This is a genomic window from Streptomyces sp. NPDC021012 (genome assembly GCF_044333355.1).
GTDB lineage: Bacteria > Actinomycetota > Actinomycetes > Streptomycetales > Streptomycetaceae > Streptomyces.
Genome location: NZ_JBIRQU010000001.1, coordinates 1,006,797 through 1,019,681, shown reverse-complemented (window position 1 = coordinate 1,019,681; position 12,885 = coordinate 1,006,797). Strand labels below are relative to the sequence as shown.

The following is a 12,885-nucleotide window of genomic DNA, read 5'->3' as shown; positions in this document are numbered from 1 at the left end:
GGGTTGTATTACCTCCGGTTCACCCAGGAGTGTCCGTCAGGACACGTGGTTGTAGGCGGTGGTGCCGGTGTTCAGGAGCAGCGTGGACGGCCGGCGGATCGTGAAGGGCATGCCCCAGTCGCTCGTACCGCCGTAGAAGTAGGCGGTCTTGTTCGGGCCGTAGACGTACAGGTCGTTGCGGCCGTCCTTGTTGCCGTCGCCGATCGCGACGATGTCCTGGTACGCGTTCCAGCCGGGGCCGACCTTCACGCGGGACGCGAAGGTGCCGTCGCCCTTGCCGAGGTAGAGCCAGAGGACGCCGTCCTTGTCTCGGGCGACGAGGTCTCCGGCGGGGCCGCCGGCGAGGTTGCCGGTGGCGGTCAGCTGGTTGTAGATGCCCCAGCCGAAGCCGATCTTCTTGCGCGGGGCGAAGGGAGCGGCGGTGTTGCCCGTGCCGTTGTAGAGGTAGAGGTCGCCCGCCTTGTCGGTGGCGACCAGGTCCGCGCGGCCGTCGCCGGTGAGGTCGGAGCCGCCCGTGAGCTGGTTGTAGATCTGCCAGCCGCCGCCGATCTTCACCCGGTCGAGGAAGGGCTTCGCCGCGCTGCCGGTGCCCTGGTGGAGCCAGAGCACGCCCGTCTTGTCACGGGCGATCGTGTCGGGCTCGACCGTGCCCGCGACATCGCCGACCGACTCGATCCGGTCGTAGATGTTCCAGCCCGTGCCGACGGCGACGGGGGAGCCGGCCGGCAGGGGCATCTGCCATCCGGCGGAGTCCCCGAGCACGCTGTCGGCGCGCCACAGCCTGCCCGCGGAGTCCCGCGCGAACAGGTCGGGCATGCCGTTCCCGCTGTAGTCGTGCGGCCGGTGGAGGTACGAGAGCGTGAAGTCGCCCGTGGCGTGCAGGTTCGGGCCGATGCCGTCGGCGGGGGCGGCGTCGAGCTCCCAGGTGTACGCGCCGGGGGGCCAGGCGCCGCCCTCGGCGGGGTCGAGGTTCCCGTACCAGGAGATCTTGAGGGTGTCGCGCTCCGAGATGCCCCGGAAGACCTTCTTCTGCCCGCTCGCCTTGTTCGTGAGCGTGACGTCGTAGCTGAAGTTCGGGTGCGAGAGCTTCCAGGTCAGCGGGGGTTCGGCCTCCAGCGGGTCCAGCGCGACGGACGGACCGAACCCGGTCCTGGTGAGGGTGAGGGAGGTCGACGTGCCGTCCCAGTACGCCAGCCGGGCCGAGGGGGCGCCGTCGGACCCGACCGTGATCCGGTACAGCCCCTCGCCGTGCGCGGCGGTCCCGCCCTGCACGTACATCGCGCCGTCGGGCCCGGTCACGGGCGCGCTCGTCACGCGGTCGAGGACCTTGACCAGCGTCCCGTCCTTCAGGGACCGCCCGGTGAGCGGCAGCAGCGGGTCCGTTGCGGAACCCGACCCCGGTGCGCCGTAGGTGCCGTAGAGGACCCAGTCCCCGAGCGGCGCCGACAGGGTGTTCCTCCTCGGCTGGTCGGGGAAGTCGAAGCGCTGGGTCTTTCCCGTCGCGCGGTCGGCGACGACGAGGGCCGAGGTGGTGGCGGTGTGCTCCCACCAGGAGACCCGCGCGGCGGAGAGGAAGGGCCTGTCCAGGGCGATCTGGCCGGTCGGACGGGCGTACGTCTCGGTCACGGCCGCCGTGCGGGTGTCCACCAGGGCCACCGCGCTGCCCGCGGCGGACGTGTAGGAGACGAGCGCGACGCCGTTCCCGTCGGCCGTCTCCACGCGGAAGGCGGTCAGCCCCGTCGGCAGCCCGGCGACGGTCCGGGCGGTCTGCTCGCCGCCGGACCTGCCCAGGAGGAGCGGGGTCCGCGTCCCGTCGGCCTCGTCGCGCCGGATGACGACGGTGGAGCCGACGGCGGTCTCGTAGCGGACGGACCCGGCCACGGCGGCCAGGTCGATCAGGACCGGGGAAGCGGCGGGCGCGGCCATGTCGCGCAGCAGGACGCGCCGGTCGTCCCGGTCGCGGTAGGTCGGGACGACGTCGGACGGGGCGGACGCGGCGAGCACGCCGTCCCCGCTCCCCGCCTCGGCGAGGAAGGTCGCGTACCCGTCGGAGGGCCGGTGCCACACGACGTCGTACGACGAGGTGGATCCGTAGACGTACTCCTTGGACGTCACATAGCCGCTGGGGCCCTGCTGCCACACCTTCGCGCCCGGCGCGAGGACGATCGGGTTGCTCGTTCCCGGCGTGACGGCGGCGGGGGTGGCGACGGCGGTCGCGGTGGTCTGCGGTGCGGCGGCGACGGCCGGCGCCGCCACCGCCGCGCCCGCCGTGACGGCGAGGACGGTGGTGACGGCGGCGGCGACCCACCGGGGACGGGGGTTCATCAGGGGCTCTGCTTCCGGTGGGTGGGGTGGGGTCAGGAGACGTGGTTGTAGGTCGTGCCGCCGTTCAGGAGGATGCCGGTGGCCTTGCGCAGCCAGAAGGGCGCACGCCAGCTGTCGTTCCTGCCTTCGTAGACGTACGAGGTGTTGTTCGGTCCGTACGCGTACAGGTCGTTGAGGCCGTCGCCGGTCACGTCCCCGACGCCGACGAGCTGGCTGTACTGGTTCCAGCCGGCGCCGATCTTCACGCGGGTGGCGAAGGTGCCGTCGCCCTTGCCGAGGTACAGCCAGAGGACGCCGTCCTTGTCGCGGGCGACGAGGTCTCCGGCCTTGTTGCCCGCGAGGTTGCCTGTGGCGGTGAGCTGGTTGTAGATGCCCCAGTTGGTGCCGATCTTCTGGCGCGAGGCGTACGGGGCCGTCAGGTAGCCCGTGCCCTTGTACAGCCACAGCACGCCGGACTTGTCGGTGGCGACCAGGTCCGCGCGGCCGTCGCCGGTGAGGTCGGAGCCGCCCGCCAGCTTGTCGTACACCTGCCAGCCGCCGCCGATCTTGACCCGGGTGCCGAACGGCTTCTGCGCGTTGCCCGTGCCCGGGTGCACCCACAGCACGCCGGCCGCGTCGACGCCGAGCACGTCCGGGGCGCTCGTGCCGCCCACGTTTCCGACGGACTCGATCTGCGGGTACTTCCAGCCGGTGCCGACCTTGACGGGCGTGCCCGAGGCGCGGCCCTCCAGGGTGTCGGCGCGGAACAGCTCGCCCGCCGCGTTCCGCGCGAGGAGGTCCGGGGTGCCGTTGTCGCTGTAGTCGTGGAGCTTGGGGGAGCGGGCGATCTTGAAGGCGCCCGTCTGCTCGACGACCGGCCCGATGCCGTTCTGCGGGGTGGCGCGGATCGACCAGGTGTAGTCGCCGTTGGGGGCGGGCGTACCCGGCCGCGTGCCGTCGAAGTCCTCCAGGACGCCGTCCCAGACGTACCAGAAGCTGGTGTCGTCGTAGACGTACCCGGACTCGCGGCTCAGCTTCAGCATGCGGGTGAAGGTCTGGCCGGTCTTCTGGTTCGTCAGCTTCATGAAGACGTCGGCGTTGACCCGACTCATACGCCACTTCAGACCGGCGACCCCGCCCTTGAAGTCGATGACGTCCGGCACCTCGTCGCCGAGGTAGGTGAGCGCGGTCGGCTTGCCGGTCGTGGCGACCAGCTCGGCCGTGGGGGTGCCGTCGGCGCCGGGGGCGATGCGGTAGAGGCCCTCGCCCTTGTCGAGGGTGCCGCCGCGCGCGAGCAGGGTGCCGTCGGCGGCGGGCTTCACGGAGGTGGCGTACGCGAGGAGTTCGACCGGCTCGCCGACGGTCGTGCGGGACACCGCCCGCAGCGGGCCCAGGGGCGCCTTCCAGCCGTCGGTGAGCGCGGTCGGCTGCCCGTAGACCAGCCAGTCGCCGACCAGGCCGGTGAGGGTCTCCTCGGGGTGGCCGAGCGGGAGGGTCTTCTTGGCGCCGGTCGTGCGGTCGACGGTGACGACGGCGCGCTCGCCGCCGGTGGAGGTGCCCTCCTCCCAGCCGACCTGGGTCGCGGAGAAGAGGAGCGGGTTGCTGAGGTAGCCGGAGGTGGCGGAGGTGTACGTCTTCTCGACCTTGCCCGACAGCAGGTCGATGACGGCCCGGCCGCCGGTGGGCAGGTTCTCCTCGGGGACCGGGGTGACGCCCAGGTCGTAGCCGACGAGGACCTTGCCGTCGATGACGGGCGCCGAGGTGAAGAAGTCGCGCGCGTCGGCGGAGAGCCCGGTGATCGGGCGCTCCGAGACGCGTCCGGCCTCGGAGACGACGAGGTGCAGCTCGCTCAGGCCGTCGGCCTTGGTGACCCGGACGAGGGCGGAGTTCGGGCTGACGGCCTTCACGTACGTGGCGGTGGTCTGCGGGAAGACGGAGCCGAGGTCGAAGTGGACGGACCCGGCGTCCGGGTGGCCCATGTCCCGGAGCGTGAACGTGCGGAACTGGTTCGGGAAGCGCGAGTCCCCGATGACGAGCACGTCGGTGCCGGTGACGTCGATGCCGCCGCCCTGGGCGTAGGTCACCTCGGTCGAGGTGCCGTCCGCGTACCGCGTCCAGCGCAGCTCCTGCGCGCTGTCGTTGGAGCGGGTCAGGAAGCCGGTGGTACCGGCGCCCGCGATCTTCGCGTCGCCCGGGTACGGGACCGGGGCCGCCGCCGTGTCCGACACGGCGGCCGCGGTGTGCGCGGCGGCCGGGGCGGCGGCGAGGGCGGCGGGGCCTGCGGCCAGTGTGCCGGCGGTGACCGCGAGGACGGCGGTGACGGCGGCGGCGAGGCGACGGGCCGAAGGACGGTGCTTCACGTTTGGGTTCTCCCCCCAGAGACCGGGTGCGGCGCGGTTGCGGCGCCACACCCGGTTCGACTCAAGATCGGGGCCGATGGTTGTACGGGATCTTGGAGCCGGTTCCCAGGATCCTCAGGAGAGGAGGTCGTACCTGAGCTCGTCGGAGGAGAGGGAGTTCCAGGTGACCGTCTTCCCCGGGAGGAACGGCGCCTTCCAGGAGCCCGTGCCCTTGTAGAGCACGGCCTCGGTGCGGTTGCTCACCCTGGCGTACAGGTCGGGGCGGCCGTCGCGGTTCGCGTCGCCGATGCCGAGCAGCTGGTCGTACGCGCCCCAGCCCGCGCCGATCTTCGTGCGGGCGGCGAAGGTGCCGTCGCCGTTGCCGAGGTAGAGCCAGAGGACGCCGGCCTTGTCGCGGGCGACGAGGTCTCCGGCGGGGCCGCCGGCGATGTTGCCGGTGGCGGTCAGCTGGTTGTAGACGCCCCAGCCGTAGCCGATCTTCTTGCGGGCCGCGTACGGGGCGGTGGTCGAGCCCGTGGCCTTGTAGAGCCACAGGTCGCCCGCCTTGTCGGTGGCGACCAGGTCGGGGCGGCCGTCGCCGGTCAGGTCGCTGCCGCCGGTGAGCTGGGTGTACGCGTTCCAGCCGGAGCCGATCCGGACCCGGGTGGCCAGCGGGGTCTTGGCGAGGCCGGTGCCCTGGTAGAGCCAGAGGACGCCGGACCTGTCCCGGGCGACGACGTCGCTCACGGCCGAGCCGGCGATGTTCCCGGCCGCCTCGATCCGGTCGTAGATCCCCCAGCCCGCGCCCACGAGCAGCCCGGGGTTCTGGTCGACCTGGTCGGAGTAGGGCTTCTCCGTCAGCGGGTCGAGGCCGGGGGCGGGGAAGGTGTCGTGGATCCACAGGCGGCCCGAGGTGTCCCGCGTGAGCACGTCCGGCGAGCCGTCGGCGTCGTAGTCGTGCGCGCCGGGCTTCCGGGTGACGGTGAACGAGCCGGAGGTCTTCAGCTCCGGCCCGATGCCGTTCATCGGCTTGGCGGTGATCTCCCAGGTGTACGGCCCGCTCTGCGCGCCGGTCCACAGGTCCGGGGTGTTGTTCCAGGCGAGCTGGCCGTTCCAGGCGTACGGCGCCCGGTGCGGGTCGTACTCGTAGACGTTGAGCGGGTAGACCCCGTCGGTCAGGGTCTCGCCCGTCCGGGTGTTGCGGATCCTGACCGTCATCTCCACCTCGGACCGGCTGAGCTGCCAGACGATCCTGAAGGGGAGGGGGGTCTTGTCCAGGTCCAGGACCGCCGGGATGTTGTGCGAGAGCAGCGTGACCTTGGTGGAGAGGCCGGAGGAGGCGACCTGGGCGGCGGCCGGGACGCCGTCCGCGCCGGGGGCGATCCGGTACAGGCCCTCGCCGCCCGCGACGGTGCCGCCCTGCACGTACAGCGTCCCGTCGGGGGCCACGGCCGAGCCGGCCATGTCGTCCATGAGCTTCCGGGTCGTGCCGTTCCCCAGGTAGCGCGCGGTGACGGCGTACGCCGGGGACGGGTTCCGCTCCTCGTACCCGTCGGCCTGCGCGTACGTCAGCCAGCTGCCGACCAGGCCGATGTGGGTGGTCGCGCCGGGCACGGGGACCCGCTGGATGCCGGTGGCGGGGGCCCGCTCGGTGACGATCACGGTCGACCCGCCGGAGGTGCCGCGCTCCAGCCAGGCGACGTGCTTGCCCGTGAGCGCGACCGCGGGCTGCTGCTGCGTGCCGCCCGCGATGGCCGCGCTCTGCGTGACGGCGGCGGTGGCGAGGTCCACGGTGGCCCAGCGGAGGCCCGTGGCGGTGGTGTACGTGAGGAGGGCGGTGTCGGCGGTGGCGGCCCGGACCTGCGGGTCCTTGGCGTCGCCCGGCAGCTTGGTCACGAGCCGGTCGGCGATGCGGCCGTCGTCGCCCTTGGCGAGCAGGTGGACGTCGCGTCCGCCCTGGGCGTTGGTCGCCCTGACGAGCGCGGTCCGGCCGACGGCTCCGATGTACTGGGCGTCGAGTCCCACGGCCCTCGACGAGAAGGACAGGACGTCCTGGCCGTCCTGGCCGGTCGTCATGTCCCGGAGCGTGACCCAGCCGTCGGGCTGGGAGCGCACGAGGACGTCGGAGGCGCGGGACAGGCTGATGTAGTCCTGGGCCAGGGACCACGGTTCGGCCGTCGAACCGTCGGCGTACCGGGTCCAGACGGCGTGCTGCTCGCCGTTCTTGCCGAGGGTCCAGGTGAGGTACCCGGTGGTGCCGGCCCCGGCGATCTCGGGCCGGTCGGTCGGGTAGGGCAGGACCGTCGACGCGGCGGTCCCGGCGGCGACGGCGGCCGGGGCGGGGGCCGCCGTGGCGGGAACGGCGGCGGCCAGGCCGCCCGCGGTGACGGCGAGCACGGCGGCCACGGCGGTGCCGAGCCGCACGCGGGCGGTGCGCGTGTGCATCAAGGTGTGTCTCTCCCCCAGGGATGCGGGCGTGGCGGTTGATCGCCACGCCCGCAGGACTCCCCAGGGCGTCGAATGGTTGTACGGGCGGTTAGAAGACCGCGTTGAACTTGGTGCCCTCGCCCGCGTACAGGTTCGTCGTCTGGCGGACGAACGGGGAGGTGGAGGAGCCCGTCGAGGCGTAGATGTACGTGCCGCCCGCCCCGTACGCGATCAGGTCGGGACGGCCGTCGGCGGTGACGTCGCCGCCGCCGACGAGCTGGGAGAACGCGCCCCAGCCCGCACCGATCCTGATGCGGCTCTCGAAGCCGGCGCCGCCCGTGCCCCGGAAGAGCCACAGGACGCCGGCGGTGTCGCGGGCGACCATGTCGCCGGCGCCGAGGTCGGTGACCGGCGAGTTCGCGATGTTGCCGACCATGGTGATCTGGTTGTACGAGTTCCAGCCCGAGCTGACCCGGAGCCGGGGCCCGAACGGCTTCGTGTAGCTGCCGGTGCCCTTGTAGAACCACAGGTAGCCGGCGCTGTCGGTGGCGACCAGGTCGGCCTTGCCGTCGCCGTCGAGGTCCGAGCCGCCGGTGATCTTGTTGTAGATCTGCCAGCCGGTGCCGACCTTCACGCGGGGCGCGAAGGTGCCGTCGCCCTTGCCGAGGTACAGCCACTGCACGCCGGAGCCGTCGACCGCTATCAGGTCGCCGGTGGCGCCGCCGCCGACGTTGCCGACGGACTCGACCTGCTTGTAGATGCCCCAGCCGGTGCCGATCCTCGTCCGCTTCGCGACCTTGGACTGGCCGCCGACCGGCGCGTCGAAGAAGTCGTCCCGCCACAGCTCGCCCGCGGCGTTCCGCGCGAGGACGTCGGTGGAGCCGTTGTCGTTGTAGTCGTGCGGGTTGGCCAGGCGCTTGACCTGGAAGGAGCCCGAGGCGGTCGCCGGGGCGCCGACGCCGTCGGCCGGGGTGGCGGTGAGCTGCCAGGTGTAGGCGCCGTTCGGGGCGCTGATGCCCTCCAGGACGCCGTTCCACGTGTAGCCGAAGACGCTGCTGGTGAGCGGCTGCGACGGCTTGTACGTGAACTTCTTGCCGGTGGCCGTGTGCGTGAGGGTCAGCTGCACGTAGGCGCTGTCACGGGACAGGGACCACTGCATCGGGACCGTCGAGCCCGGCTTCTCCAGGTCCGCGGTGGCGGGGACCTTCGACTCGACGACCTGGAGGCCGAGGGACCGGCCCGTGTCCGCCTTGAGCTCGGCGTCCGGGCGGGCGCCGCCGACGCCGCCCGAGATCCGGAACACGCCGTCGGAGGCCGTCGTGGCCCCCCGCACGATCAGGGAGCCGTCCTGGGAGTGGGCCACGCTGGAGAAGGTCTCCAGGAACTTGTACGGGGCGGCGGCGGGGTCCTTGAGGTTCCGCGCGTACAGCGGGCTCAGCGCGTCGCTCCCGGCCGTGCCCGGGACGCCGTACAGGATCACGTCGCCGACGATGCCGGCGACGACGCCGCCGCTGAGCGCGCCGGTCAGCGGGATGCGCAGGGCGCCGCCGTCCACGGAGATCTCGGGGGTGCCCTCGGACTGCGACTTGATGACGACGGCCCGGTGGGTGGCCGTGAGGGCGCCGGTGGACGTCGGGTACCACTCGCGGGTGCCCGACGAGCCGCCCCAGTCGATGACCGAGTTGCTGATGGCGTTCGTGGTCGCGGTCCACCACGAGGGCACCATGCCGGACGTCCCCTGCACCATCTCGGTGCCGAGGACGGTCAGGTTGGTGCCGTTGGAGGCGACGACCTTGTAGTCCACGTTGCGTTCGCGGGACGACAGCTTCGCCTTCTGGAGGACGCCGTTCACCATGGCGATCTTCCACAGCTCGCGGTAGTTCAGGGTGCCGCTCGGGACGCTGACGAAGAGGTTGTCGCCGACGACGCCGACGAGCTGGGAGCCGGGCTTGAGCTGGGAGTAGAGGTCGAAGAACGTGGTGGACCAGTTCGTACCGGCCTTCATGTCCCGGACCTGGACCGAGGCGCCGCCGTTGCTCATCACGGCGAAGTCGGAGTGGCTGTCGTGGCCCTGGAGATCGGCGCCGACCTGTGTCACCGACCCGTCGGCGTACGCATGCCACTCCAGGACCGGAGTGCCGGCTTCGTTCTTGCGGGAGGTGAGGTAGCCGGTGGTGCCGGTGCTGACGACCTCGGCGTCCAGCGGCAGGTTCGCCTCGGCGACCGCCTGCACCCCGGCGACGGCGGCCGGGACGGCCGCGACCGCCGGGACGGTGACGAGCGTGCCCGTCACGGCCGTGACCGTGGACAGGGTGAGCAGCGCGGCGGCCAGGCGGCGGCCGGAGATGTGGGTGTGCTTCACGTTCGCTTTCCTTAGAAGGTCGAGTCGTAGCGGGCCGCGTCCGAGTTCACCGAGGTGAAGACACCCGGCTTGAACGGGGCGGTCGTGCTGCCGGTGCCGGGGTAGAGGCGGGAGCCGGAGGCGCCGACGGCGTAGAGGTCGTTCAGGCCGTCGCGGTCGGCGTCGCCGACGCCGATGAGATGGGTGAAGGAGCCCCAGCCGCCGCCGACGCGGACCCGGGTGGCGAAGGTGCCGTTGCCGGTGCCCTGGTAGAGCCAGAGGACGCCGGAGGCGTCACGGGCGACGAGGTCCCCGTGGGCCGTGCCGGCGACGTTCCCGACGGCGGTGATCTGGTTGTAGACGCCCCAGCCGCCGCCGACGCGGATGCGGCCGGCGAACGGCGCCCGGTAGTCGCCCGTGCCCTTGTAGAACCACAGGACGCCGGAGGTGTCGGTGGCGAGGAGGTCGGAGCGGCCGTCGCCGGTCAGGTCGCTGCCGCCGGTGATCTTGTCGTACGCGTTCCAGCCGGCGCCGATCCTCACGCGGGCGGCGAAGGTGCCGTCGCCCTTGCCGAGGTACTCCCAGAGGACGCCGGAGGAGTCCCGGGCGACGAGGTCGGCGGCGGGGGCGCCCGCGATGTCGCCGACGGCCTCCAGCCGGTTGTAGATCTGCCAGCCGGTGCCGATCTGGAGGCGCCCGGGCGAGTACACCTCGGAGGACGACGGGACCTTGACGGTGTCGTCGCGGAAGAGGCGGCCCGAGGAGTCGCGCGAGAGCAGGTCCGGGCTGCCGTTGTTCGTGTAGTCGTGCAGACCGGTCTTGCGGACGACCTTGAAGGTGCCCGACTTCACCAGGTCGGGGCCGATGCCGTTGAGCGGCTTGGCCTTGAACTCCCAGGTGTAGTCGCCGCTCGGCGCGAAGCCGGCCATGCCGCCGACGGACGGGGCGAGCAGGCCGCCCCAGTCGAAGGTGACGACGCCCGTCTCGCGGACCTGGCCGTCGTAGCCGGACCAGGTCTTCTGGGCCACCTTGCCGGTGGCGGTGTGCCGCAGGGTCACGGTGCCCTGGGCGTTGGACCGGTTCAGGGCCCAGGAGAAGGAGGCGGTGCCGCCGCTCGCGTCGAGGTCGACCGTGGCCGGGACGTTCGGGGCGCTCGCGAAGGCGAGCTCCGTCTTCGTGCCGGCCGTCGAGACGAGGGTGGCCTCCGGGAGGCCGTCCAGGCCCATCGCGATGCGGTAGACGCCCTCGCCGCCGCCGAGCCCCACCGAGCCGCCGCGCACGAGCTGCGAACCGTCGGGGGCCGAGGTCATGGAGTCGACGTGGTCGAGGAGCCTGACCGTGACGGACGGGTTGCTCAGGGAGCGGGCGACCAGCGGGAACTGGGAGGAGGCGTACGTGGCGGTGCCGCCGCCCGCCTCGCTCGTCAGGGCCCAGCCGCTCAGGAGGGCGACGTCGAGCGAGGAGCCGGGGAGGGCGGCGCCGAGCGGGACCGTGCTCCGCTGCCCCTCCTCGCCGCGCGGCACCGTCACGAGCTCGGCGGTCGTGTCGGTCGGCTTGGAGACCCAGGCGACCTGGGTGGCCGTCAGGTAGATGCCGTTCCGGGGCGGCCGGGTGCCGACGGGGACGGTCTGGGTGATCGCGCCGGTGGCGAGCTCGACGGTGGCGAGGAAGTACTCGGCCGGCTCGGGGTAGGTGCCCGTCTGGTACTGGATCAGCGCCGTGTCCGGGGTGGTGGCCGCGACGCGCAGGTTGTGCGCCGCGACCGGCAGCGCCAGGTCGCGGGTGACCGGAGAGGTCGACCAGCCGTCCGGGCGGGTCATGAGGAACGCGTCGAGCGCGTTCACGCGGTTGCGGTCGTAGTACGCCATGACCAGGGTCTCGCCGGCCACCCCGGCGAGGGAGTAGTTCCCGTCGCCGTACGTCAGCCCGACCGGCGCGGCGTCCGGGTGGGCCATGTCGAGCAGCTGGTAGCGGGTCTCGGTCGGCTTGTGCGCCACGACGAAGTCCGAGCGCCCGCCGTCGTACACGTAGGCGGGGTCCAGGGCCCTGGTCGTGCCGTCGGCGAAGTTCGTCCAGTAGTACGTGGTGACGAAGTTGGAGCTGGTCCGGCGGCTGAGGTAGCCGGTGGCGCCCGCGCTGACGAGGTGGGCGTCCCCGGCGATGACGCCCACGGTGTCGGCGGCCCGGACCGGGGCCCGGACGGCCGCGGGGGCCGCCGTCGCCGGGACGGCGGCGGTGAGCGACGCGCCCGCCGTGACGGCGAGGACGGCGGTCACGGCGGCGGTGAGCCGGTGCCGGTAGGCACGTGCTGTGTTCAAGTTTTCCCCCGATGAGAACCGAACGTCGTCGCACGCGCGCGCGTGCGACGTTCGGTCAGACAAGCCAGGGGATCAAGAGGTTGTACGCCGAGAGGCCGAAAATCCGCCCGGGGTACGGCTGTTGTCCTATCCGCGCCGCTCCACCACGCCCCGGACGTACGCCGCCTGCCCCGCGTGCTGGAGGTCGTCCGCGATCACCGAGACCAGCCGGACGCCGAGGGTGACCGGCGGGTCCCAGCGGGTGTCGACGACGCGGTCCAGGTCGGCGTTGGTGACCGTGCGGACCAGCTCCTCCGTACGGGCGTGCACGGCGTCGTGGTAGCCGAGGAGCAGCTCCGCGGGGGCGCGGACGGCGCCGACCTGCGCGCTCGTCATCCCGTATCCGGTGGCGTGCTTCGGGAAGGGCAGGGCGAAGCGGTCGGCCCAGCCGTCCGAGGTCCACAGCTGGTCGGTGTCGAAGGCGTCCGCGAGGTGGTCGTCCTGGATGCGGGTGAGGTGCCAGACGAGCCAGGCGACGGTGTTGGCGTCGGGATCGACACGGGCGGTGAGCTCTTCCTCCGTGAGGCCCTCCACGGTGTCGTGGACGACCTCACGGATCCGGCCGAACGAGTCGAGCAGCAGAGCGGCGCTGTTCATGGGGGCTCCTCGGGGTCGGGACCTGTACACCTGTGCGTCGGGCCGGGGACGCCGGGCCGGAGACGTCTGGCCGGGGACGCCGGGCTAGGGGTGCTCCGCCTTCCACCGCTCCACCACGGCCTCCACGTCGAAGGGCCGCAGGTTCAGCGGGGGACCGGCCGGCGGGCGGGCGAGGGCTTCGGCGATCCGGGTGTTGATCTCCCCGAGGATGCGGCGCACCTGGCGCTCCGAGACGGCCGCGGCGACCGCCGCCTCCGCGTCCTCGGCCGCCTTGCGCAGGGCCAGGGAGGGCGGCAGGACGGACGCGCCCTCGCGGTGCATCTTCCCCTTGATCCACCACAGCTCGTCGTAGGGCGCGGTGTCGTCCGGGAGGGGTTTGCCGAAGCCGGGCAGGCTCCGGAACTCGCCGCGCTCCGCGGCCTCGCGGATCTGTTTGTCGACGAACGACTCGAAGCTGACTCCGGGCGGCTTGCGTTCGGTCATGTGTCCAGACTACGTAACCACCGCGGTGCGGGTGTGG

The 12,885-nt window shown here is 72.4% G+C and carries 7 protein-coding genes; all 7 read right to left on the bottom strand.

Annotated elements, in window-relative coordinates:
• Nucleotides 1-36 precede the first annotated feature (36 nt).
• The 7 genes from ACH4TP_RS04755 to ACH4TP_RS04725 all read right to left on the bottom strand — a co-directional run bounded on the left by ACH4TP_RS04755 (nucleotide 37) and on the right by ACH4TP_RS04725 (nucleotide 12,848).
• Nucleotides 37-2,325 carry a VCBS repeat-containing protein gene (locus ACH4TP_RS04755; protein ID WP_398435655.1) on the bottom strand — a complete coding sequence of 763 codons (2,289 nt, stop codon included), beginning with the start codon at nucleotides 2,323-2,325 and terminating at the stop codon, nucleotides 37-39.
• Between the two features lie 32 nt (nucleotides 2,326-2,357).
• Nucleotides 2,358-4,664, bottom strand: a complete 2,307-nt coding sequence (locus ACH4TP_RS04750) for an FG-GAP repeat domain-containing protein (RefSeq protein ID WP_398435654.1) — start codon at nucleotides 4,662-4,664, stop codon at nucleotides 2,358-2,360.
• Nucleotides 4,665-4,778: 114 nt separating this feature from the next.
• Nucleotides 4,779-7,088, bottom strand: coding sequence for an FG-GAP-like repeat-containing protein (locus ACH4TP_RS04745; RefSeq protein WP_398435652.1), 2,310 nt, complete (start codon nucleotides 7,086-7,088; stop codon nucleotides 4,779-4,781).
• A 91-nt stretch (nucleotides 7,089-7,179) separates the two neighbouring features.
• On the bottom strand, nucleotides 7,180-9,432 hold the full coding sequence (locus ACH4TP_RS04740) for an FG-GAP repeat domain-containing protein (RefSeq protein WP_398435651.1): 2,253 nt from the start codon (nucleotides 9,430-9,432) through the stop codon (nucleotides 7,180-7,182).
• Between the two features lie 11 nt (nucleotides 9,433-9,443).
• Nucleotides 9,444-11,729 (bottom strand): FG-GAP repeat domain-containing protein, encoded by a 2,286-nt coding sequence (locus tag ACH4TP_RS04735; protein WP_398435650.1) that lies wholly within the window; start codon nucleotides 11,727-11,729, stop codon nucleotides 9,444-9,446.
• Between the two features lie 126 nt (nucleotides 11,730-11,855).
• On the bottom strand, nucleotides 11,856-12,365 hold the full coding sequence (locus ACH4TP_RS04730) for a DUF664 domain-containing protein (protein WP_398435649.1): 510 nt from the start codon (nucleotides 12,363-12,365) through the stop codon (nucleotides 11,856-11,858).
• 84 nt (nucleotides 12,366-12,449) lie between these two features.
• Complete coding sequence (locus ACH4TP_RS04725; RefSeq protein WP_389221168.1) at nucleotides 12,450-12,848, bottom strand: DUF1992 domain-containing protein; 399 nt, start codon at nucleotides 12,846-12,848, stop codon at nucleotides 12,450-12,452.
• Nucleotides 12,849-12,885: the final 37 nt, after the last annotated feature.

Coding starts and splice junctions, on each gene's coding strand:
- ACH4TP_RS04755 (WP_398435655.1), bottom strand. CDS start 2,325: ATGAACCCCCGTCCCCGGTGGGTCGCCGCCGCCGTCACCACCGTCCTC.
- ACH4TP_RS04730 (WP_398435649.1), bottom strand. CDS start 12,365: ATGAACAGCGCCGCTCTGCTGCTCGACTCGTTCGGCCGGATCCGTGAG.
- ACH4TP_RS04745 (WP_398435652.1), bottom strand. CDS start 7,088: ATGCACACGCGCACCGCCCGCGTGCGGCTCGGCACCGCCGTGGCCGCC.
- ACH4TP_RS04725 (WP_389221168.1), bottom strand. CDS start 12,848: ATGACCGAACGCAAGCCGCCCGGAGTCAGCTTCGAGTCGTTCGTCGAC.